This is a genomic window from Amaricoccus macauensis, assembly GCF_014201905.1.
GTDB classification, from domain to species: domain Bacteria; phylum Pseudomonadota; class Alphaproteobacteria; order Rhodobacterales; family Rhodobacteraceae; genus Amaricoccus; species Amaricoccus macauensis.
The window spans coordinates 625,296-648,832 of the sequence record NZ_JACHFM010000002.1 but is presented as its reverse complement, the minus strand read 5'-3'; the positions used below and the strand labels follow the sequence as shown (position 1 = coordinate 648,832).

Annotated in this window: 15 protein-coding genes; 6 read left to right on the top strand and 9 right to left on the bottom strand. The window is 67.6% G+C overall.

From position 1 onward, the window contains the following. Positions 1–13 precede the first annotated feature (13 nt). Both HNP73_RS10610 and HNP73_RS10605 read right to left on the bottom strand, forming a co-directional pair. Positions 14–1,159, bottom strand: coding sequence for a GTP-binding protein (locus HNP73_RS10610; protein ID WP_184148680.1), 1,146 nt, complete (start codon positions 1,157–1,159; stop codon positions 14–16). Positions 1,160–1,254: 95 nt separating this feature from the next. Next, positions 1,255–2,763 (bottom strand): S10 family peptidase, encoded by a 1,509-nt coding sequence (locus HNP73_RS10605; RefSeq protein WP_184148677.1) that lies wholly within the window; start codon positions 2,761–2,763, stop codon positions 1,255–1,257. 353 nt (positions 2,764–3,116) lie between these two features. On the opposite strand from HNP73_RS10605, the gene HNP73_RS10600 reads away from it, so the two are divergent. Genes HNP73_RS10600 through HNP73_RS10590 form a run of 3 tightly spaced genes read left to right on the top strand, consistent with a single transcriptional unit; the run spans position 3,117 to position 8,794 of the window. Next, a complete protein-coding gene (locus HNP73_RS10600) occupies positions 3,117–4,337 on the top strand; it encodes an efflux RND transporter periplasmic adaptor subunit (protein WP_184148674.1) in 1,221 nt (406 codons plus the stop codon). A 3-nt stretch (positions 4,338–4,340) separates the two neighbouring features. Continuing rightward, positions 4,341–7,445, top strand: a complete 3,105-nt coding sequence (locus tag HNP73_RS10595; protein ID WP_184148671.1) for an efflux RND transporter permease subunit — start codon at positions 4,341–4,343, stop codon at positions 7,443–7,445. Next, positions 7,442–8,794: an efflux transporter outer membrane subunit gene (locus tag HNP73_RS10590; RefSeq protein ID WP_184148668.1), complete on the top strand. Its 1,353-nt coding sequence runs from the start codon at positions 7,442–7,444 to the stop codon at positions 8,792–8,794. Before HNP73_RS10595 ends, HNP73_RS10590 begins: the two co-directional genes overlap by 4 nt. A gap of 43 nt (positions 8,795–8,837) precedes the next feature. Here HNP73_RS10590 and HNP73_RS10585 read toward each other — a convergent pair whose 3' ends face one another. The 3 genes from HNP73_RS10585 to HNP73_RS10575 form a co-directional block, all read right to left on the bottom strand. Next, positions 8,838–10,082, bottom strand: a complete 1,245-nt coding sequence (locus HNP73_RS10585) for a calcium-binding protein (protein WP_184148665.1) — start codon at positions 10,080–10,082, stop codon at positions 8,838–8,840. A 134-nt stretch (positions 10,083–10,216) separates the two neighbouring features. Next, the gene (locus tag HNP73_RS10580; protein ID WP_184148662.1) at positions 10,217–11,674 is read right to left on the bottom strand and encodes a peptidoglycan -binding protein; all 1,458 of its coding nucleotides are present in this window, start codon (positions 11,672–11,674) and stop codon (positions 10,217–10,219) included. A 1-nt stretch (position 11,675) separates the two neighbouring features. Then, complete coding sequence (locus HNP73_RS10575; RefSeq protein WP_343063259.1) at positions 11,676–12,845, bottom strand: biopolymer transporter ExbB; 1,170 nt, start codon at positions 12,843–12,845, stop codon at positions 11,676–11,678. A 127-nt stretch (positions 12,846–12,972) separates the two neighbouring features. Here HNP73_RS10575 and HNP73_RS10570 point away from each other — a divergent pair, with 127 nt between their 5' ends. Next, the gene (locus HNP73_RS10570; protein WP_184148659.1) at positions 12,973–13,896 is read left to right on the top strand and encodes an SPFH domain-containing protein; all 924 of its coding nucleotides are present in this window, start codon (positions 12,973–12,975) and stop codon (positions 13,894–13,896) included. Further along, positions 13,893–14,330: an NfeD family protein gene (locus HNP73_RS10565; protein WP_184148656.1), complete on the top strand. Its 438-nt coding sequence runs from the start codon at positions 13,893–13,895 to the stop codon at positions 14,328–14,330. The genes HNP73_RS10570 and HNP73_RS10565 overlap by 4 nt, the downstream gene beginning before the upstream one ends. Before the next feature lie 612 nt (positions 14,331–14,942). Here HNP73_RS10565 and HNP73_RS10560 read toward each other — a convergent pair. The 3 genes from HNP73_RS10560 to HNP73_RS10550 form a co-directional block, all read right to left on the bottom strand. Next, on the bottom strand, positions 14,943–15,722 hold the full coding sequence (locus tag HNP73_RS10560) for an ATP-binding cassette domain-containing protein (RefSeq protein WP_184148653.1): 780 nt from the start codon (positions 15,720–15,722) through the stop codon (positions 14,943–14,945). 5 nt (positions 15,723–15,727) lie between these two features. Continuing rightward, positions 15,728–16,801 carry an ABC transporter permease gene (locus tag HNP73_RS10555; RefSeq protein ID WP_184148650.1) on the bottom strand — a complete coding sequence of 358 codons (1,074 nt, stop codon included), beginning with the start codon at positions 16,799–16,801 and terminating at the stop codon, positions 15,728–15,730. A 122-nt stretch (positions 16,802–16,923) separates the two neighbouring features. Beyond that, positions 16,924–17,952 carry a sugar ABC transporter substrate-binding protein gene (locus HNP73_RS10550; RefSeq protein WP_184148647.1) on the bottom strand — a complete coding sequence of 343 codons (1,029 nt, stop codon included), beginning with the start codon at positions 17,950–17,952 and terminating at the stop codon, positions 16,924–16,926. Positions 17,953–18,128: 176 nt separating this feature from the next. Between HNP73_RS10550 and HNP73_RS10545 the strand changes: the two genes are divergently transcribed. Further along, entirely contained in the window at positions 18,129–19,352 is a 1,224-nt protein-coding gene (locus HNP73_RS10545; RefSeq protein WP_246399719.1) for an ROK family transcriptional regulator, read from the top strand. 406 nt (positions 19,353–19,758) lie between these two features. Here HNP73_RS10545 and HNP73_RS10540 read toward each other — a convergent pair whose 3' ends face one another. Further along, positions 19,759–23,394 (bottom strand): vitamin B12-dependent ribonucleotide reductase, encoded by a 3,636-nt coding sequence (locus tag HNP73_RS10540; RefSeq protein WP_184148644.1) that lies wholly within the window; start codon positions 23,392–23,394, stop codon positions 19,759–19,761. Positions 23,395–23,537: the final 143 nt, after the last annotated feature.

Genomic DNA, 23,537 nt, shown 5'->3' with positions numbered 1-23,537 from the left:
ATTCGGCATGTTCTCAGTGAGGCCCTTGCACCAGACAGTCATCGAGCGCCGCGCTGATCGCCGCCCGGTCATAGCCTGAGCCGATGAACACGAGTTCCTGCCGCCGGTCGCCGAAGGGAGCACGCCAGTTGCTCCGGATGCGTGCCTGTGCGTCGGCCTCCGGCGGCCAGTGCGTCCGCGGCATTGCCGCCCACCAGCGCCCCATCGGGCGGATGTCCGCGAGCGCCCCGGCGAGGGAGAGCTCGAGAATGTAGTCCGGCTGGTTCGCCACCCAGAACCACCCCTTGGCCCGCATCACGCCCGGCAATTCTCCCGTCAGCACTGCGCGCACCCGCGCGAGATCGAACGGCGCCCGGGCGCGCCAGACGAAGGACGAGATGCCGTATTCCTCGGTCTCCGGCACGTGGTCCGTGAAGCCCGTCATCTCCTGCACCCAGAGCGGCCGGGTCCGCGCCGCCTCGAAGTCGAAGAGGCCGGTGTCAAAGACGCTCCCCAGCGGCACGTCGCAGAAATCGCTCTCGATCAGCCGCGCCGACGGATTGAGCCCGGCAATGATCCGCCGCGCGGCAGCGAGCCGCTCCGGCCCGGCGCTCGAGACCTTGTTGAGAACGATGACGTCGGCGAACTCGATCTGATCCACCAGCAACTCGACCAGTGTCCGGGTATCGCTCTCGTCCCGAACCTCGCCCCGCTGGGACAGGAAATCGTGGCTCGCGAAATCGGCGGTCAGGTTCGCCGCGTCGACCACGGTCACCATGGTGTCGAGCCGGGCGACGTCGGCGAGCCGGGCGCCGTCCTCGTCGCGATAGTCGAAGGTGGCAGCCACAGGCAACGGCTCGCCGATCCCGGTCGACTCGACGAGCAGATAGTCAAAGCGCCCCTCCGCCGCGAGCCGCCGCACCTCGGTCAGGAGATCGCCGCGCAGCGTGCAGCAGATGCAGCCGTTGGTCATCTCGACCAGTTGCTCGTCGCGGCGCAGTACCGCCGGGCCCTCGGCACGGACACGGTCCGCGTCGATGTTCACCTCGGACATGTCGTTGACGATGACCGCGATCCGGAGCCCCTGCCGGTTGCGCAGCGCGTGGTTCAGGAGCGTCGTCTTGCCCGAGCCAAGGAATCCGGACAGGACGGTGACGGGTAGACGCGCTGCAGATGACATGACTCTGGACACTCCGGTACACGTCTCGATTGTACCGCTCAGTGCCCGCCGCACCACTCGCCAGAATGGATATGGTTACTCGCGTATTCGGATGATCAGCCGGCCTCTCCGCTGTAAAGCGCTCGCGCGTCTTCGCGGAATGCCCGGCGCGAATCGGTCCGGGTGTAGAACATGTGCCCGCCGGGGTACGTGACCTGCCTGAGCCGCTGGTCACCATCGGCGACGTCGAGCTGGCGCAGGATCAGGGCGGTCCCGAAATAGGGCGTCACCAGATCGGTGCGGCCGTGGGTTACGAGGATGCTCAGGGTCGGATCAAGCGACACGAGGTCCACGAGATCGGTGACTGCCTCCGGCTGGCCACGGTGCCGGCCCCAGTCCCAGCTGCGCGCCACGTCGCGGTTCAGGAGCTGATATTCCCGGTTCGGCAGCCACTTGAGCGTCTCGCCATAGAAGCCGAGCATCGCGGTGGTAAGTGGCGCGGTCATGGCGTCGAGCACCGGGTCACTCCCCCGGTCGCGCCCCTGGGCGGTGACAGTGGCATCATAGACACTGGTGCGAAGGTGATCGTCGCGCCGGCTCTCCCGTGAGAACTCGCGCGCGTTGATCCGGCCGTCCTGCCGGGCGACCGCGTCGCGGTCAAGACCGGTCAGCAAGCTCACCTGGTCGGTCAGCCGGGCCACCGCGGCCTTGTCATGGACGCCCCGCATCAGATCAGCAAGAAACTGGCCAGCCGCGTATTCCTCGACCTCGCGCAACCGCGCCTCGGAAAACGTGCCCTCCGCCTCCATGTGGACCGCCGCGAGCGACGGCAACAGGGTCACCATGGGAAGCGGCGCATAGTCCGGCTGCTGCCACCAGCCGAAATCGAGCACCGGCGACACCAGCGTCAGGCCCGAGACGGCAATGCCATGATCATCGCGCAGATGCTCGGCGACAAGTGGCGCACGGAAGCCGCCGTAGCTCTCGCCGACGAAGTACTTCGGCGAGCCGATCCGGTCATTCGCCACCAGCCAGCGCCGGATCATGTCGGCGAGCACCGCGGCATCACCATTGACCGAAAGATAGCGTCGGCGGAGGCTGTCGTCGGGATTGATCAGGCGGCTGAATCCGGTGCCGACCGGGTCGATGAAGACCAGGTCGGTGAAGTCGAGCCATGTCTCGGCATTCGGCCGAAGATCAGCCGGCTGCGATGGGGCGATCCGCTCGCCGCCGAGCGGCAGAAGCCATGGGCCGATCGCGCCGATCTGGAGATACGCCGAAGCGGCACCCGGCCCGCCATTCACCAGGAAGGTCACCGGGCGCCGGGAGCTGTCGCCGCCGTCAAGCCGATAGGCGACGAAGGCGATGTCGGCTTCCTCGCGGCCGTCGGGCGCGGTGATGGTGATCGCCGAGGCCTCGGTCCGGAAGGCGAGCGTCCGGTCCGGCAGCGTGAGCTCATGGTGGGTGATGCTCGGGCCGGGCAGACGCTCGGACGCCTGAGGCGTCTCGGAAGCCGGTCGGGGTGTCGCCTGTGCCGATGCGCGCGACGCCGTCGTCAGAGAGGCAACCGTCAGCGACGCCGGCGGAAACGCCAGGCAGATCAGCAGGAGCAGAGGTCGGATCAAGGGCTGCATCGGTTGGCGCTGAGATCTTGAGAAGCCCCGGAATCGCCGAAGACGCGACGAAGGTATCCGGGCGGGGGATCAGACGGCACTTCTGCACAAAGCGGACATCCGCTTGAATATGAATGGCATTCCCGAATGTGTCAACGCCCCGCCAATCCGTGCGCCAAAGCGTGATCAGAGCCGGACAAGACCAGCGCGATCGCCGCTCTCCCTCTGGTAGCACTGATCTCGACGTCAGGCACGATTGGGTGCGTCGCATGCGTGCCCTCACAAGGCCGTGAGCGTCCGAGGCTGGACCTTACGACGGAGTTGCGATGCGGTTGCGTTAAACGCGAAACGAGGGAGCATCGCGGATGAGAGCTGGTCTTTGTGCCCGGGCCGGTCTCGGTCTGGCAATCGCGATGCTTCTCGCGGCACCTGCCCTGCCGCAGGCCGGCGCCGGACGTCCCCCGCCCGGGCCGAAGTCCGTCGGGGTCATCGAGATCGAGCAGGAGTCCGTGCCCTACACGGTCGTGCTTCCCGGCCGGGCGGTCGCTTTCGAGCAGGCCGACATCCGGCCGCGCGTCGAGGGCATGGTGGTCGAGATCCCGTACGCGCCCGGGCGCCCGCTGGCGGTCGGCGACGTGCTGTTCCGCCTTGAACGCGACAGCTACGCCGCCGAGGCGACCGCAGCGGAAGCGGCGGTCTCGCAGGCCGAGAGCGCGTTGCAGGCGGCGCAGGTGACGCTCCAGCGCTATCAGCGCCTCGAGGGCGCAGGCGTCACGCAGGAAACCGTCGACTCGGCGCGGGTCGCCGAGCTGCAGGCGGAAGCCACGCTGAAAAGCGCCCAGGCGGCGTTACAGACCGCACAGCTCAATCTCGACCGCACGGACATCCGGAGCCCGATCGACGGGATCGCCGATGTGCCCGCCGTCTCGGTCGGCGCCCTCGTGACCGCGGCGCAGACCGACGCGCTCACCACGGTCACCCGGCTCGATCCGATCTACGTCGACGTGGCGGAATCGAGCGCCCGGATGCTCCGGGTGCGCGAACGCATCGCCGAGGGCAGCCTCAAACCCGGCGAGCGGGTGCAGATGACCCTCACCCTCGAGAACGGCAAGGTCTACGACGCCACGGGCGAGGTCATCAGCCCCGGGGTTCTGGTGTCCCAGACCACCGGCACCCTGAACATCCGGGTGAAGTTCCCCAACCCCAACCGCGACATCATGCCGGGCCAGTTCCTGCGCATGGAGGCGACACTTGGCACGACCAGCGGCATTCTGGTGCCGCAGCGCGCCACCAGCCGCAGTTCGACCGGCGTCCTGACCGCGTTCGTGGCGCGCGACGGCAAGGCGGTGCAGGTGACGCTGACCGATGCCGGAAGCCACGGGGATGCGTGGATCGTGACCGACGGGCTCGACCCGGGCGACCTGCTGATCGTCGACGGCCTGAAGAACCTGCGAAACGGCGATGAAGTCGAGACGGTGCCGGTGACGGTCGGCGACGACGGACTGACGCATCCGGTCGCGGCCCCCGCGGAGGCACCGACGGACGCGCCCGCGACAGCCCCGCAGCCGCCGTCGCAGGGCAACTGACGCATGGCCCGCTTCTTCATCCACCGGCCGGTCTTCGCGATGGTGCTCGCCATCGTCACCATGCTTGCCGGCGCCTTCGCCATGACCCGGCTCGCGGTCTCGCAATACCCCGACATCGCTCCCACCACGGTGCGGGTCAGCGCAAGTTACTCCGGCGCCACGGCCGAGGCCGTGCAGAACTCGGTGACGATCGTCATCGAGGACGCGCTGACCGGGCTCGACGGGCTGCTCTACACCGAGTCGACCTCTTCCGAAGGGCGATCGTCGATCACGCTGACGTTCGATGAGGCGACCAACCCGATCGACGCGCAGAACGAGGTCCAGACCAAGGTCAGGCAGGTGGAAAACCGGCTGCCCACGAGCGTTCAGACCAGCGGCGTGCGCGTCACGCACTCCACCTCGTCTATCCTGCTGGTCGGCACGCTCGTCTCCACTGACGGCACGCGCCGGCCGGTCGAGCTCGGCGACATCCTCACGAACAGCGTCCAGGACGCGGTGCTGCGGACCGAGGGCGTCGGCGACGTCAACGTCTTCGGCTCAGGCTATGCCATGCGCGTCTGGCTCGACCCGCTCGCGCTGGCGCGCTACGCCCTGACGCCGAATGATGTGGTCGCCGCCGTCAGGGCGCAGAACACCACGGTCTCCGTGGGCTCGCTGGGCGCGCTGCCCTCGACCCGGGGCCAGCAGTTCACCGCGACGATGACCGCGCAAAGCCAGCTCAGGACCGTGCCGGATTTCGAGGGCATCCTGCTGAAGACCGACGAAGCCGGCGCCTCCGTCACCCTTGGCGACGTGGCGCGCATCGAGATCGGACAGGAAAGCTACGGCTCGGACTCCCGCTTCAACGGGTTGCCGGCGGCGGGCTTCGGCGTCAACCTCGCGACCGGCGCCAATGCCGTCGATACCGCGGCGGCGGTCCGCGCCACCCTCGACCGGCTGGCCCCGTCCCTGCCCTCGGGCGTCGAATTCCAGATCGCCCACGACACGTCCCCCTTCGTCAAGGCGTCGATCGAGAAGGTCTACAGGACGCTCATCGAGGCGATCGTCCTCGTCTTCCTCGTCATCCTCGTCTTCCTGCAGAACTGGCGGGCAACCCTCATCCCGATCATCGCCGTCCCCGTGGTGCTGCTCGGCACCTTCGCCATGCTCTGGGGCCTCGGCTTCTCGATCAACACGCTGACGATGTTCGCCATGGTGCTGGCGATCGGCCTGCTGGTCGACGACGCCATCGTCGTCGTCGAGAACGTCGAGCGGCTGATGCGCGACGAAGGGTTGCCCCCGGTCGAGGCCACCGAGAAGAGCATGGGCCAGATCACCGGCGCGCTCGTCGGCATCGCGCTGGTGCTCTCGGCGGTCTTCCTGCCCATGGCGTTCTTCGGCGGCTCGACCGGTGTCATCTACCGGCAGTTCTCGGCAACGATCATCACCGCGATGCTGCTCTCGGCCCTCGTGGCGCTCATCCTCACCCCGGCGCTCTGCGCGATGATGCTGAAGCCCCACAGCGGCCGCGAGTTCCTGCCGGCGCGGCTCTTCAACCGCGGCTTCGACGCGCTGACCCGGGCCTACGTCGGGGCGGTGCGCCGCATCGTCGCGCGGCCCTTCTGGATGCTGCTGGTGCTCGGCCTCGTCCTGCTCGGCGCGTGGCAGCTCTACAGCCGCCTGAGCTCGTCGTTCCTGCCGCAGGAGGATCAGGGCGCGGTCATGGTGCGCATCCAGCTCGTCGAGGGCGCGACCCAGGCCCAGACGATCGCCGCGGTGAAGGACGTGGAGACCTATCTCAAGACCGAGGAGAAAGGCCTCGTCACCACCACCTTCGCCGCCCTCGGCTTCGGCTTCTCCGGTACGGGCCAGAACACCGCGCTGATGTTCGTGAAGCTCGACGACTTCGCCAACCGTACGGGTGCCGGCCAGTCGGCGGGTGACGTCGCCCTCCGGGCCAACCGGCATTTCGCCGGCTACCGCAACGGCCAGTTGCTCTTCATGCTGCCGCCGGCAATCCCGGGCATCGGCAACACCGCCGGCTTCTCGATGTACCTCGTCGATCAGGCCGGCGCCGGGATCGACCCGCTGATCGAAGCGGCAACCGAACTCGAGACCCTCGCCTCCAACGACGCCCGGCTCCAGGCGATCGTGGCGAATGGCCTCGAAGCCGAGAGCGCGCTGAAACTCGTCATCGACCAGCAGAAGGCCGAGAGCTTCGGCCTGTCGCTTTCGGAGGTGAACACCATGCTGTCGGTGATCTTCGGCGGCAGCGAGGTTAATGACTTCATCCTCGGCGACTCGCTCCGGCCGGTCATGGTGGAGGCCGACGCCCCGTTCCGCATGCAGCCCGAGAACGTGGACGACTGGTACGCCCGCAACGATCGGGGTGAGATGGTGCCGTTCCACGCCTTCATGACCACCGAATGGGCGCCGGTCGCGCCACGCCTCGCCCGGTTCAACGGCCAGCCGGCGCTGCAGATCACCGGACAGCCCGGCCCCGGCATCTCCTCCGGCGAGGCAATGACGGCGATGGCGGAACTCGCGGCGGAAATCCCCGGGGGCTACGGGGTCGCATGGACCGGCATCAGCTATCAGGAACAGCAGTCCGGCAATCAGGCGCCCTACCTCTACGCCCTGAGCGTGCTCGTGGTCTTTCTCTGCCTCGCCGCGCTCTACGAGAGCTGGACCGTGCCGCTCTCGGTCATGCTCGCGGTGCCGGTGGGCGTGCTCGGCGCCCTCGCGGCCGCGTCCTTCTTCGGCCAGTCGAACGATGTCTACTTCAAGGTGGGGATCCTGACGACAATCGGCCTTGCCGCGAAGAACGCCATCCTGATCGTGGAATTCGCCGCCGACAGCGAGAAGCGCGGCACGGGCCTGATCGAGGCCACCATCGAGGCGGCATCGTTGCGCCTCCGGCCGATCCTGATGACCTCGATCGCCTTCACCCTTGGCGTGCTGCCCCTCGCCATCGCGACCGGCGCCGGGGCGGCGGCGCAGAACTCGATCGGCATCGGCGTCCTCGGTGGCGTGTTGACCGCAACCTTCATCGGCATCTTCATGGTGCCAGCCTTCTACGTCGTCGTGCGCCGGATCTTCGGCGGCACCAAAGCCCGGAGCCCCGCGTGAAGCCTGTCCTTCCCCTCCTCCTCCTCGCCGGCCTCGCCGCCTGCACCGTCGGCCCGGACTACAAGGCGCCGGACATCGGCGTGACGTCGCGTTTCGCCGAAAGCGGCGGGGCGAGCATTGGCGACGTGGCACTCGACCGCTGGTGGGAGGGCTTCGGGGACGCGAACCTGAACGCCCTCGCCAGCCGGGGCCTCGCCCAGAACCTCGATGTCGCGACCGCAGTCGAGCGGATCAACCAGTCGCAGGCGGCGCTCCGGGCGACCGGCGCTTCGGCGCTGGTCACGGGAAACGTCAGCGCTGACACCACGCGGGCCAAGGGGCAGTCGGGTGCCATCGCGACCGAGTCGTCCGGCTCGGCGTCGGCGGCGCTGGTGATCGACCTCTTCGGCGGCGAGGCCCGGTCGCGCCAAGAGGCGATGGCCGAACTCGAAGCCAGCCAGCTCGACGTCGGAACCGCGCGGCTTGCATTCCTTTCGAGCCTCGTCGGCGACTACATCGACGCGCGCTACTTCCAGGAAGCCGCCGCGATCACCCGCAACCTGATCGACGCCCGGCAGCAGACGCTCGAACTCGTCGAGCGCCAGCGTGCCGCCGGCCTCTCGACCGACCTCGACGTCCTGCAGGCGCGCGCCCTGCTCGAACAGACCCGCGCCACCCTCCCGCGCTTCGAGCAGGGGTACTACAGCTCGATCTATGCCATCGCGACACTGCTGGCGGAACCGGCCCAGCCGCTCCTCGACGGTCTCCAGCGCGGCGGCGCCCAGCCCCGTCCGCCCCGGTCGAGCGAAGCCGGCGTTCCCGCCGACATCCTGCGCAACCGGCCCGACGTGCGGGCGGCCGAACGCGGCTATGCCTCGGCGGTGGCGGCGATCGGCGTGGCGGAAGCGAGCCTCTATCCTGCGCTCGACCTCTCCGGCGTCGTCACCGTGGCGAACCCGTCCAGTTGGGGGTTCGGACCCTCGCTCGTGCTGCCGGTCCTCAATCAGCCGCTGTTGCGGGCGAACCGCGATCAGGCGGTCTCCCTGGCCCGGCAGGCGGAGCTTGCGTGGCGCTCCTCTGTCTTCGCCGCGGTCGAGTCGGTGCAGGCCCAGCAGGGTGCCACCCAGCGCGACCGCCGCGAGGTCGCCGCCCAGCAGGCCGCGACCGAGACCTACCGGCAGGCACGCGATCTCTCCCGCGAGACCTACGAGGCGGGCACGACGACCTTCCTCGACCTGCTCGATGCGGAGCGCTCCGCCGGCAACAGCGCCCTCGCGCTCGCCGCCTCGATCCAGGGCCTCGCCAACGACTGGACGGCGCTCCAGGTCGCCACCGGCCGTGGCTGGGCCGTGGGGCCGCCGACGAACTGACGGGTGAGGGCCGGGCCCGCTCGGCGCGGCGGCCCCGCGCGCCTCAGAGCAGCAGGTCGCTCAGCGTCACCTGACTGGTTCCCGGCAGCATGAGACCGAAGTCGACCAGCATGTCGCCGTCAATGTCCCCCATCAGCCGACCGCCCCAGAACCTGAGCTCACCCGCGACGCCGGAAAACGCCGCGTCGTCGATGAACTGGAAGGTCTGGTGGCCGGGCATGAACTCGTCGGCGTCGATGCCACGCAGGTCGATCCGGTCGCCCGGGAGGAAGTCGGTGATCGTGTCGGCCGTCGCGCCGTTGCCGATCTCCGCCACGGAAAGGAAACGGAAGACATCATTGCCGGTGCCGCCTGTCAGCACGTCCGCCCCGAGCCCTCCGACCAGAATGTCACGGCCCCAGTCCCCGAAGAGCTGATCGTCCCCGGCGCCCCCGCGCAGCACGTCCATGCCCGCGCCGCCACGCAGCACATCGTTGCCCGCGCCGTCCACCAGCGAGTCATTGCCGGCATTGCCAAAGAGCAGGTCATCACCCGCACCGCCGAGGAGCACGTCATCGCCATCGGCACCCGACAGCCGGTCGCCGCCGCCGAGCCCCATGAGCCGGTCGTCACCCGAGCCCCCGGAGATTGCGTTGTTGAGCGGATTGCCGATCCCGGTCAGCGGCTCGCTCCCGACCAGCGTCAGCGCCTCGACGAGGCTCGGCAGCCGGAGCGACAGCACCGAGAAGATCCGGTCGAACCCGCCACCCTCTTCCACGACCATGTCCCCGGGATGATCGACCAGATAGGAGTCGCCGCCGGCGCCGCCCTCCATCCAGTCGCCGCCCGCGCCGCCATCGAGCACGTCGCGGCCGGCGCCGCCGACCAGGTAGTCGGCCCCCCAACCGCCTTCCAGCCGATCGTCGCCATCTCCGCCCGCGATGGTGTCGCTGCCGGCATAGCCCTGCAGAACGTCATTGCCCGACGACCCGGAAAACTCGTCGTGCCCGGACAGCACGTAAGCCTTCGCACCCTCGCTGTCGTCGGCGTTGATGTAGTAGCTGAACGTGTTGGCGTCGCGGTCGATGTCCCAGGCTCTCCAGAGCGTTGCCCGCCCGAACTTCTGGTCGATCGACTGAAGTGTGCCGAAGACCTCTCCCTCATAGGTATAGAGGAACTCGCCCCCGTAAATCGTTGAATGTGCTCCATCTCCGATCACCAGCTGGCTCTCGGTGTATTTTTCGATCCTGCCGTAATAGATGTCGAGCAAACTCATGTCCGTCGCCGTGTAGGCGATGAGCTTGGCCATGGCCACCTCCCCATTTTTTTGTGTTGCGCGCGGCATATTGCCGGGGTTTTCCGACCCTGTCATCAAGGCTGAGATCGGCGACGCTGAACCCCGAAGCCCTTCGCCCCGGTCCCCCGGCCAGCCGCCCCTCCGGCCTAGCGCTCGGTCAGCTTGAGCTCGATCCGCCGGTTCCGCGCCAGCGCGTCGGGGGACGTGCCCGGGTCGATCGGCTGGAACTCCCCGAACCCGGTCGCGGCCAGCCGATCGGGGGGCAGGCCCTGCTCCTCGATGATGTAGCGCACCACCGAGAGCGCCCGTGCCTCAGACAGATCCCAGTTGTCGCGGAACTGGCTCGTCGGGCCGACCGGCGTCGTGTCGGTGTGGCCGTCCACGCGGAGGATCCACGGGATATCCGCCGGGATCTGGTCCGCAACCTCGCGGATCACCGAGGCAACCCGCGCGACCTGCGCGCGCCCCTCCGGGTTCAGCGTTGCCGAGCCCGGCGCGAACAACACCTCCGAGGGGAAGACGAAGCGATCGCCCACCACCTGCACGCCCTCACGCTCGCCGAGGATCTGCCGCATCCGCCCGAAGAACTCCGAGCGGTAGTTCGCGAGATCCTTCGCTTCCTCCTGCAACCGCAGCTTCTCGCGGGCATCGGAGATCGCGAGCTTCGCAAGTGCCGCGTTGAGGCTCGATCCGAGCGTCTTGATCTGCACCTGAGCGGCGGCATCCTTCTCCGCGGAGGCGTCCAGCACGCCCTGAAGCGAGCCGAGCTGCGCCCGAAGCTCGGCGGTCTGCTGGTTCAGGAGCGCAACCTGCCGCTGCCCCTCGGCCGACACCTGCTTCTGCTCGGCGAGAAGCGCGTTGGCCTGCGCCAGTTCGGCCAGCCGCTTCTGCGCGTCGGTGAGCGCCGTGCTCCTCTCTCCCTCGAGCCCCTTCTTCGCCGCCTCGGCCGCGGCGAGAAGCGTCAGCGTGTCCTCCGCCTTCTTCCGCTCGGCTTCGAGCGCGAGCGTCATCGCCGTCAGCTCGGCGTCGGAACCCGCGAGCTTCTTGCGCAACTCCTCCGCCGCCGCCGCTTCGGCCAACCGCGCGGCTTCCGCGTCGGAGAGCTTGCCCGCATCGAGCTTCGCGGCGTCCACATCCTTCTGCAACGACGCCGCCAGCGCCTCGAGCGCCACGCGCTTGGCCTCCGCAAGCCGCGCAGCCGCCTCGCCGGCATCGACGGTGCCCTGCAGCTCGGTGTTGCGCGCAATCAGGCTCGCCACCTGCGCCTCGAAGTCGGTGACCCTCGCCTCCGCCGCCGCCTTCTCGCCGGTGAGCCCGGCAATGCGCGCCTGCGCTTCAGTCTGCGCCGCCTGCAAGGTCGAAACCAGCGCCTCGCTGCGATCGGCCCGCGTGCGCTCGAGCCCGAGCGCGTCGGCGAGGTTCGCCACCTGCAGTGACAGCTCGTCGAGCTCGCGCGTCTGCCCGGAGATCGTGTCGCGCAGCACGAACTGCACGATCATGAAGATCGAGATCACGAAGAACAACACGAGGACGAGCGCCGTCATCGCGTCGACGAAGCCCGGCCAGATCGACGGCGGCATCCGCGAGCGTCGGGAAAGTCCCACCTCAGTGCCTCGCGCGGGAGGCGACCGCGCGCAACGCCTCGGTCAGCTGGGCGATGTCCTGGCGGATTTCGGTCACCATGTCCTGCCGCCCGGCCGAAAGGTCTTCGAGAATGCGCAGGACCTGCGTGTCGATCGAGCGCAGGCGCGCCCGCGTCTCGGCATCGAGCCCGCCCGCCTCCTCGTCGCGATTGGCGAGGATCCCGGCCACCCGCTCCTGCGAGGCGATCAGCCGCTCGAAGAGCGCCCGGTCGACCGCGTCGGGCCTTGGTGCCGCCAGCGTTTCCATCAGCTCGACCACCCGGGCCTCCGTCGCGGCACTGCGCTCCACGCTCTGCTCGACGCTGGCCCGCAACGCGTCGATCTGCGCCCCGGTCTCGCCGATGACCGTCAGCACGTTCGCCGCGGTCAGCGCCTCCTCGGGATCGACCCCGGTGATCCCGAGCTTGGTGATCGACGACAGCCACTCCTCCAGCTCGCGGTAGAACCGGTTCTGCGCATGGCTCGCGAAAAGCTCGAGCAGCCCCACCACCAGCGAGCCGGAAAGACCGATGAGCGACGAGGCAAATGCCGTGCCCATGCCGCCGAGCTGGCCCTCGAGGCCGCTCATCAGCTTGTCGAACACCTCGACGGCGGATTGCCCCTCCTGCGGCGCCAGCGTGCGGATGGTGTTCACCACCGCCGGAACCACGGTCGACAGCCCGTAGAACGTGCCGAGCAGACCGAGAAAGATCAACAGGTTGATCAGGTAGCGCGTCAGATCCCGTTGCTCCTCGATCCGCGTGCCGACGGAATCGAGGATCGAGCGGGTCGAGGACGAGGTGAGCGCCCGCCGCGCCCGACGCTCCGAGAGCATCGCGGCCAGCGGTGCAAGCAGGCGCGGTGGCCGCGCAAAGTCGGCCCCGGGGACGTCGAGCGCAAATCCCTCGATCCAGCTCACCGAACTGATGAGTGAGGCCACCTGCCAGAAACAGGCGAGGATGCCGACGAGAAAGACGAAGACGATGAAGACGTTGAGATAGATCGAGGCGAGGAAGACCGGCTTCACGTGCGGAAAGAGCAGCACGGCGACCGCCGCCACAAGGCCGAGCACGATCAGCATCGAGACGATCTGGCGGACCGGCTGGCTGAACTGGGGCTCGCTGGTGTGGCTCAACACCATCTTTCTGGCCAAGGGCAATCTCCGCTCCGGGGTCGCGGCGGACCTTACGATGCGCCGCTTCGCTTTCCAACCGGCTTCTCTTGCAGCACAATTGTCGCGTAGTGCACTCCGGAAGTGCGCATGGAAGGAGATCGATCCAATGCCGATCTACACGGTGGCAATCGCCGTCCTGATTTTCGCCGTGATCCTTGTGTTCACCACGGTGAAATCGGTGCCACAGGGCGAGAACTGGACGGTGGAACGCTTCGGCCGCTACGTCCGCACGCTCCAGCCGGGCCTTGCGATCCTCATTCCGATCATCGAACGGGTGGGCCGGCGCATCAACATGATGGAAACGGTGCTCGACGTGGAGGAGCAGGAGGTGATCTCCCGCGACAACGCCATGCTGAAGTCCGACGCCGTGGCCTTCTATCAGGTGGTCGATGCGTCAAAGGCCGCCTACGAGGTGCGCAACCTCGAACTGGCGCTGAAGAACATCAGCCAGACCAACATCCGCGCGGTTCTCGGCTCCATGGATCTCGACGAGGCGCTTTCCAATCGTGACGCCATCAACCAGCGGCTCCTCGGGGTGATTGACCACGCCTCGACGCCGTGGGGCGTGAAGGTGACCCGGGTCGAGATCCGCGACCTGGCACCCCCGCCGGACATCACCCACGCCATGGCGCAGCAGATGAAGGCCGAACGCGAGAAGCGCGCGGAAATCCTCACCGCCGAAGGTCAGAAGCAATCGGCGATCCTCAAGGCCGAGGGCCAGCGCGAGGCGCAGATTCGCGAAGCCGAAGGCCGGCGGCAGGCGGCCTTCCTCGACGCCGAGGCGCGCGAACGCGCGGCCGAGGCCGAGGCGAAGGCGACCACCATGGTCTCCGAGGCGATCTCGCGCGGTGACGTCCAGGCGGTGAACTACTTCGTCGCGCAGAAATACACCGAAGCGCTGCGCGACCTCGCCGCGAGCCCGAACTCGAAGACCGTGCTGATGCCGCTCGAAGCGTCGAGCCTCATCGGCTCGATCGCCGGCATCGCCGATCTCGCCCGCGCCGCCCGGGCCGGCGGATCGAAATCATGAGCCCCTGGTGGTGGGTGGCGATCGCCATCGCCCTCGGTGCCGGCGAGATGCTCACGACCACGACCCTGCTGCTCTGGTCGGCCCTCGCGGCCCTCGGCACGGCCATGGTGTTCTGGGTCATCGGCCCGACCGACTGGCCGGCGCAGGTCGCCGCCTTCGCCGCACTGTCGATCCTTCTGACCTTCGTCGGGCGTCTGGTGCTCGCCCGCCGGAGCCCGCGGCCTGACGCCGCCAGTCCGCTCAATCGCCGGGCCGATCAACTCGTCGGCCGCGATGGCGAAGTCCTCGCCTTTGACCAGAACGAGGGGCGAATCCTGATCGACGGCATCCCGTGGCGGGCGCGACTCGAGGGCGGCTTGCCCATCCCGCTTGCCGGGGATCGGGTCCGGATCGTGGCGGCCGACGGAATTGTCGTCTTAGTACGACCACTTTGAGTGACATTGCCGTCGATCGGGTCGCGCGAAGTTCGCTATCGGCAAGAAATTGCCGAGTGGCCATGCTGATGGAACGAATTCAATGATCTGTCTAAGCAGCTGGTATATAATGAAACTTCGACGATGTGCCCCTCGATGACGGTCAGTCATACCTGCGTGACTTTCGCAATGCGTGTAGGCCAATCGCGATGCGACAACCACGGGCCGCCATGCCTGTTGCGCGTGACTTTCGCATGTTGCAAAATGAGGACGTGATCCCCTCGAACCAGACGATCACAGGGCCAGGGACGATACACCCCATCCCTCAACCGTCTCCCCGGCCTAGCCGAAAGGCGGGTGCTCGCGAAAGCGGCACCCGCCGATCGCTTACGGGGGCGTTCGCCCCCCGTCAGACACTTTCAACCGTACCGTCTACGCATGCGCGTTCCGCGAACGGGAATTTGCAACGTGAGCCAACCCACAGGGAGGCCGACAACCAATAGACACGCGGCAGTATTTCGTGAGAGGGGCGGCTTCGCGCAATCGCAAAGCCACCCCTGTGGATAAATTGCTTGGATAGTGTAGCGCCGATGCCGCACCTCCGGCCGAGGCGGCATCGCCGCGAGCGATGTGTCAGGCCGCAAGCACATCCTGCGGCGGCTGCTTCGCACCCGTCATGAACGCCACCGCGTCGGACATGGTGTAGTCCTTCGGGTCCACCACGCAGAGCCGTCGACCGAGCCTGTGCACGTGGATCCGGTCCGCCACCTCGAAGACATGCGGCATGTTGTGGCTGATGAGCACGATCGGCATCCCGCGCGAGCGCACGTCCTGAATGAGATCGAGCACCTTGCGGCTCTCCTTCACGCCGAGCGCCGCGGTCGGCTCGTCGAGGATGATGACCTTCGAGCCAAATGCCGCGGCCCGCGCCACTGCCACGCCCTGCCGCTGGCCACCCGAGAGCGTCTCCACCGCCTGATGGATGTTCTGGATGGTCATGAGGCCGAGTTCCGAGAGCTTGGCCCGGGCGAACTTCGCCATGGCCGCCTTGTCGAGCTTGCCGAACACGTTCCCCATCACGCCCTTCATGCGCAGCTCGCGGCCCATGAACATGTTGTCGGCGATCGAGAGCGCGGGGGACAGCGCGAGGTTCTGGTAAACCGTCTCGATCCCCGCGTCCCGCGCCTGCATCGGCGAGGTGAAGTTGATCTGCGCGCCCTCGAGACGGATCTCCCCCTCGTCGGGGGTGATCGCCCCGGAGATCGCCTTGATGAGGCTCGACTTGCCGGCGCCGTTGTCGCCGATGACCGCGAGGATCTCCCCCGGCATCAGGTCGAAATCGGCATGGTCGAGCGCGGTCACGCGTCCATAGCGCTTCACGAGACCGCGTGCAGTGAGAATGGGTTCAGCCATGTCGATTACCCCGCAACCTTCCGGATCCACTGGTCGATGGCGACCGCGAAGATGATGAGCAGGCCGATGAGCAGATAGGTCCACTGCGGATCGGTCCCGAGAAGGCGCAGACCAAGGGCAAAGACCCCGACGATCAGCGCGCCGAACAGCATCCCGAGGATCGACCCCCTGCCGCCGAACAGCGATATGCCCCCGATCACCACCGCGGTGATCGACTCGATGTTCGCGAACTGCCCGGCGGTCGGCGACACCGACCCGATGCGCCCGATCAACACCCAGCCCGCCAGCGCACAGATCAGCCCCGAAACCGTGTAGACCGACATCAGCGTCTTCTGCACCTTGACGCCCGCGAGCTTCGCCGCTTCCGGATCGTCGCCGATCGCGTAGACGTGCCGCCCCCAGGCGGTCTGCGTCAGCGCGTAGTTCAGCACGAAGACCAGCACCACCATGGCAATGACACCGAGCGTGAACACCGCCCCGCCAATCTTCAGCTGCGCCCCGAACAGCTGCAGCAGCGGCGCCTGCGCCTCGATGTCCTGACTGCGGATCGTCTCGTTCCGCGAGTAGAGAAAGTTCGCCGCCAGCACGATCTGCCACATGCCGAGCGTCACGATGAACGGCGGCAGCTTCACCCGCGCCACCAGAAACCCGTTGATCCAGCCGATCCCGCCACCCACGGCGAATCCGCAGAGGATCGAGATCGGCGCGGGGATCCCGTAGCGGAAGGTGAACTGCCCCATGACCACCGAGGAGAACACCATGATCGCGCCGACCGAGAGTTCAATGCCCGCGGTTATCACCACCAGCGTCTGCGCCGCGCCGACAATACCGGTGATCGCCACCTGCTGCAGGATGAGCGTCAGCGTGAACGCCGAGAAAAACTTCGAGCCGAGCAACGCCCCGAACAGCCCGAGCGACAGCATCAGCACGATGAGCGGCACCAGCGCCGGATTGGAATGAAGCGCGTGCTGCGCCCGTTCGATGAAAGTCTTGCCCTCGCGCTCGAAGGACGCCACATCCGTCGAGCTGCCGGTCAGACCCTTCTCGAACTCCTGTGCCGGCGATTTCGCCTCGGCCATCGTTTCACCCCCTAAGGCTTCCGGCAGCCGGTGTTATCCCCGGTCCCGCCCGCTCATGTCGGAGGCGGCCCCGTGCCGCCTCCCTCGTCCGGTCGTTGCCGCAAGAAGCATATGAGGCGCCGTCAGCCCCAGCACTTCTCCAGACCTTCCTTGGTGTCGATCGACGGGATGCCCTCGACGGGCTTGTCGGTCACCAGCACGGCCCCGGTGTCGGTGAACGCCTTGCCTTCGGTCGGCTTCGGCAGGGTACCGTCCTTGGCGTACTGGGCGATCGCCTCGATCCCCATGGAGGCCATCAGCAGCGGATACTGCTGCGAGGTCGCGCCAACCGCGCCCTCGGCCACGTTCGTCACGCCCGGGCAGCCGCCGTCGATGGCGACGATCAGCACGTCGCTCTCGCGCCCCATCGACTTCAGCGCCTCATAGCCACCCGCCGCGGCCGGCTCGTTCATCGCGTAGACGAGGTTCACCATCGGGTCTTTCTGGAGCAGGTTCTCCATGGCGGTACGGCCGCCCTCCTCGGTGCCGTACGTCATGTCATGCCCGACGATCCGCGGATCATCCTCATCACCGATGACGGTCAGATCCTTCGGATCGATGCCGAAACCGGTCATGAACCCCTGATCGCGCAACACGTCCACGGTCGGCTGCGACGGCATGAGGTCGAGGAAGGCGATGCGCGCGGTCTCGGCCTCGGGGCCCATCGTCGCCTTCGCCCAGGCGCCGATCAGCCGGCCGGCCTCGAAGTTGTCGGTGGCAAGCGTCGCGTCCGCGGCGTCAAGCGGCTCGAGCGGCGTGTCGAGGGCGATCACGAGGATCCCGGCGTCGCGCGCCTTCTTCACCGCCTCGACGATGGCCTTGGAGTCCGTGGGCACCAGCAGGATGCCCTTCGCGCCGTCGGCGATGCAGGTCTCGACCGCCTGCACCTGACCCTCGTTGTCGCCTTCCTGCTTGCCGGCATAGGTCTTCAGCGAGACGCCGAGTTCCTTGGCCTTGGCAAGCGCACCCTCCTTCATCTTGACGAAGAACGGGTTGGAATCGGTCTTGGTGATCAGGCAGGCGGAAACGTCCTGCGCGAAACCCGGCGCAGCACTCACCGCCAGCACGGCCGCAGCCGCCAGCAGCGCGCCCTTGAGGGTCGAGGTCGTCATGATTGCGGTGTCCTTCCCTGTCAGCATTTTCATCCGGTCGCTTCGTTTCACCGGTAGCTTACAGCAAACTGCAATCCTCGGCGTCTGTCAATAATTAAATCACTATGATTTATTTTCCTCCCCTAAGCTCCGGCGCGGCCCCGACATCCACACCAGAGGCACAAGGAGATCGCCGCATGGAGGGATTGCGTGAGACCGCGCCGCTCCCCGCGCAGCGCGGCACCAACCAGGCCGGGATGCGCGCCCACAACGAACGGCTGGTCCTGAGCCTCGTGCGCCGCCACGGCTCGCTCGCCAAGTCGGAGATCGCCCGGATGACCGGGCTTTCGGCGCAGACCGTCTCGGTCATCATGCGCCACCTCGAAGCCGATCACCTCCTGCGCCGGGGTGAGCCGCAGCGCGGCCGCGTCGGCCAGCCGCTGGTACCGCTCTCGCTCGACCCGGAGGGCGCCTTCTTCATCGGCGCGAAGATCGGCCGGCGCAGCCTCGACGTGGTGCTGGTGGATTTCGCCGGCGGCCTGCGCCATCGCGCCTCGGTCCGCTACCCCTATCCCATGCCCGACAACGTGCTCGCCCTCATCCGCGAGCAGGTCGCGGCCTGTGCCGCAGAGCTCGGGCCGCTTGCCGCGCGGATTGCCGGGCTCGGCCTCGCGATGCCCTTCGGCCTCTGGGAATGGTCGGACGAGATCCAGGCGCCGCCGGGACACCTCGCCGCATGGCGCACGCGCGACCTGCGGGCCGAACTCGACGCGGTGCTGCCCTATCCCGTCTACATGCAGAACGACGCCACCGCCGCCTGTGGCGCTGAACTCGCCTTCAGCGACAACGCCGGATTGCAGGACTTCCTCTACTTCTACATCGGCACCTTCATCGGCGGCGGCCTCGTGCTCTCGGGCGCGCTCTTTGCCGGGCGGACCGGCAATGCCGCGGCGCTCGGCTCGATGCCGGTGCCCGACGGCCACGGTGGCTCGGTGCAACTCATCGACGTGGCTTCGCTCGTGGTCCTCGAACGCCGCCTGCGCGCCGCCGGCCTGCCCGCTTCCACGATCTACGACCCGGGCGCCGACTGGACCACCCTCGGCGCCCACCTCGACGACTGGCTCGCCGAAGCCGGACTCGGCATTGCCCAGGCAATCGCCGCGGGCTCGGCCATCATCGACTTCGAGGCCGTGGTGATCGACGGGCCGTTTCCCGAAGACGTCCGGACCCGCCTCCTCCACGCCGTCAAGGCCGGCCTCGGGCGGCTCGACCTCTCGGGTATCGAGCCGCCCGAAATCCGCGGCGGCGGCATCGGCCCGCTCGCCCGCGCCCTCGGCGGCGCCAGCCTGCCGCTCTTCGACCGCTACCTCGTCGACCCACACGTGGTGGCAAGCCCCGGCCGCAGCCTACCCACCGACTGATCCAAAAGCGACTGATCAAAAAGCCACTGACCAACGCCCGGGTCCGACCGGAACCCCGCCGTGGGGCGCATCCGTCAGGTCTTCATACTGGCGGAAACCCTATCGGGCAGGAACGCGGGGCCCCGCCAACAGGCGGGGAGAACCTCTGACTCACGGGGCGCGCGTGCGCGCGCCCCGTGCCACCGAAGGGAGGCCGCAACGGCGGCCGACCAACCAGCGCCGTCCGAGCGGGAGCCCGCGCCCCGGGCTCCCCGAGGCCGGCGCTCCGCCAGCCCCGCCTCGCCGAAGGCGCAAAATGCCGGGAGGGGACCTGAGCCCCCTCCCGCTTCCTTCTGCGGGCCTTTGTCAGTCTGGTCCTGCTCGACCGGTTCTGCCGCAGCCCCCCAAAAGTCGCCGTCCCGTCAGCTCAGCTGCAACCGCTGGTGCCGCCGCAGGTGTTGCACTTCAGGCAGGTGCCGTTCCGCACCAGGGTAAAGTTGCCGCACTCGCCGCACGGATCGCCCTCATAGCCCTGCATCCGGGCCTTGGCCCGCATGTCGAGGGGGGCGGTCTCCATGGTCTCGCGCACCGCGAACTGCGAGAGCGTCCCGAGTTCCAGCGCGCCCGCGACCGACGCACCACCCTGCAGCACCATCAGTTCCTGCGGCAGCCGCTTGCGCAGGTAGCCGGTCGAGGACAGCTGCTTGATGACCGCGATCGAGCTGTGGGCCGCATCGCTCTCCACCCGCCGGACATTGCCCTCGCCCTCGCCGCCGCCGATCGTGTCGAAGCTCTCGCCGGTCGGCTTCACATGCGCGAGGTCGGTGCGGTCGAGGTACGACACCGCCAGTTCCCGGAAGATGTAGTCGATGATCGAGGTCGCCGACTTGATCGAGTCGTTGCCCTGCACCATCCCCGCCGGCTCGAAGCGGGTGAAGGTGAAGGCCTCCACGAACTCGTCGAGCGGCACGCCGTACTGCAGGCCGACCGAGATCGCGATGGCGAAGTTGTTCATCATCGCCCGGAAGGCCGCACCTTCCTTGTGCATGTCGATGAAGATCTCGCCCAGCCGACCGTCGCCGTACTCGCCGGTCCTGAGATACACCTTGTGGCCGCCGACCATCGCCTTCTGGGTATACCCCTTGCGCCGCTCCGGCAGCCGCTCGCGGTTCGCCTTGACGATCTCGCGATAGATCACCTTCTCGACGATCTTCTCCGCGAGAACCGTCACGCGCTCGGGGACCGGCGCCTCGGTCAGCACCTCCTCCAGCGCCTCGTCGTCCTCGATCAGCGCCGCCGAAAGCGGCTGGCTGAGCTTCGAGCCGTCGCGATAGAGCGCGTTCGCCTTCACACCCAGCGACCACGAAAGCTCGTAAGCCGCCTGGCAGTCGCCGATCGTCGCGTCGTTCGGCATGTTGATCGTCTTCGAGATCGCCCCCGAGATGAAGCTTTGCGCCGCGGCCATCATGCGGATGTGGCTGTCGACCGAGAGATAGCGCGTGCCGAGCTTGCCGCAGGGGTTGGCGCAGTCGAAGACCGTGTAGTGCTCGGGCTTCAGGTGCGGCGCACCTTCGAGCGTCATGGTGCCGCAGACGTAGCCGTTCGCCGCCTCGACCTGCGCCCGGCCGAAGCCGAGATGGCGCAGCAGGTCGAACGCCGGATCGCGCAGCTTCTCGACGGGAATGCCGAGGATGCCGGTGCAGAACTCCTCGCCAAGCGTCCACTGGTTGAAGACGAAGCGGATGTCGAAGGCGGTCGGCAGCGCGGCCTCGATCTTCTCGATCTCCGCCCGGCCAAAGCCGTGGCCAACGAGCGCGGTCGCGTTGATCTCCGGCGCGCCTTCCAGCGTGCCGCGGCCGACGGCATAGCCAATGATGTCCTCGATCTCGCCCGGCTTGTAGCCGAGGTTCACGAGCGCACCCGGCACCGCGCGGTTGATGATCTTGAAGTAGCCGCCGCCCGCGAGCTTCTTGAACTTCACCAGCGCGAAGTCCGGCTCGATACCGGTGGTGTCGCAGTCCATCACCAGCCCGATCGTGCCGGTGGGCGCGATCACCGTGGTCTGCGCGTTGCGGTAGCCATGCTTCTGTCCGAGCTCCAGCGCCTCGTCCCAGACCGCGTGGGCGAGGTTCACGAGCGCGCTGTCCGGGCAGTTCGCGTGATCGAGCGCCACCGGCGGGACCGCCAGCCCCTCGTAGTCGGTCAAGAGCCCCTGCGCCGCGCGCCGGTGGTTGCGCATGACCCGCAGCATCGCCTCGGCATTCTTCGCATAGCCCGGGAACGCCCCGAGTTCGGCCGCCATCTGCGCCGACGTGGCATAGGCCGCGCCCGTCATGATCGCCGACAGCGCGCCGCAGAGCGCCCGCCCCTCGGCCGAGTCATAGCCGAACCCCATGGTCATCAGGAGGCCGCCGATGTTGGCATAGCCGAGCCCGAGGGTGCGGAAGCGATACGACAGCTCGGCAATCCGCTCGCTCGGGAACTGCGCCATCAGCACCGAGATCTCGAGCGTCACCGTCCAGAGCCGCGTGGCGTGGACATAGGCGCGCGCGTCGAACTTGCCGTTCTTCAGGAACGTCAGCAGGTTCATCGACGCGAGGTTGCAGGCCGTGTCGTCGAGGAACATGTATTCCGAGCACGGGTTCGACGCCCGGATCGGCCCGTCGGCCGGGCAGGTGTGCCAGGCGTTGATCGTGTCGTGGAACTGCACGCCCGGATCGGCGCAGGCCCAGGCCGCATGCCCGACCTTCTCCCACAGATCGCGCGCCTTCACCGTCTTCGTCACCTTGCCGTCGATGCGGCGGGTGAGCTGCCAGTCGCCGTCCTCGCGCACCGCCTGCAGGAAGGCGTCCGTCACCCGCACCGAGTTGTTGGAGTTCTGCCCCGAAACCGTCAGGTAGGCGTCCGAATCCCAGTCGGTGTCATAGGTCTTGAAGTCGATCTCCGTCGTGCCCTGCTCGGCCTGCTGCAGCACGCGCTTCACGTAGGCGTCGGGCACGAAGCTCTTCTTCGCCGCCCGGATCGCCGCCTTGAGCGCGGTGTTGGCCTTGGGGTCGAACGCCGCCTCCTCCGCGCCGTCCCACGCCCGGATTGCGTCAAGGATCGCCCCGAGCCGCTCCCGATGGATCTTCGAGCCCGCGACCAGCGCCGCGACCTTCTGCTCCTCGATCACCTTCCAGGTGATGAAGTCCTCGATGTCCGGATGATCCATGTCGCAGATCACCATCTTCGCCGCGCGCCGCGTGGTGCCGCCCGACTTGATCGCGCCCGCCGCCCGGTCACCGATCTTGAGGAAGCTCATGAGCCCCGACGACTTGCCGCCGCCCGCGAGCTTCTCGCTCTCCGCCCGGAGCGAGGAGAAGTTCGTGCCGGTGCCCGAGCCGTACTTGAAGAGCCGCGCCTCGCGGGTCCAGAGATCCATGATGCCGCCCTCGTTCACGAGGTCGTCGGCAACCGACTGGATGAAGCAGGCATGCGGCTGCGGGTGCTCGTAGGCGCTGGTCGATCGGGTCAGTTCGCCCGACTGGAAATCGACGTAGAAATGCCCCTGCCCCGGACCGTCGATGCCATAGGCCCAGTGCAGCCCGGTGTTGAACCACTGCGGGCTGTTCGGTGCGCCCATCTGGGTCGCCAGCATGAAGCGCATCTCGTCGTAGTACGCCCGCGCGTCCGCCTCGGACGAGAAATAGCCGCCCTTCCAGCCCCAATAGGCCCAGGCACCCGCCAGGCGGTCGAACACCTGCCGCGCCGTCGTCTCGCCGACGTAGCGCTCGTCCTCCGGCAGCTTCGCCAGCGCCGCCTCGTCCGCCACCGAGCGCCACAGGAATGACGGCACGCCCTTCTCGCGCACCGCCTTCAGAACCGCCGGAACCCCCGCCTTGCGGAAGTACTTCTGCGCCAGCACGTCCGACGCCACCTGACTCCAGCCCTCCGGCACCTCGAGGTTATCGAGACGGAAGACGATCGAACCGTCGGGATTGCGGATCTCGGAACTCGTATTGCGGAAGGTCAGCGCCCCGTAGGCTCCGGTCTCGTCGGTCGTGAAGCGGCGGTCGATTTTCATGGTCTTTTTCCCTGGCCGGTTTACTGCTCGCGCGCCCTGGTGTGTGGCCACCAGATTTTGTGGCGTCGTCGCTGCCGCCACCAAGGGATGCGATTGTGGCTTGAGTCGCAACAGCTTTTTTGGCGCATGGCCCAAGATATAGT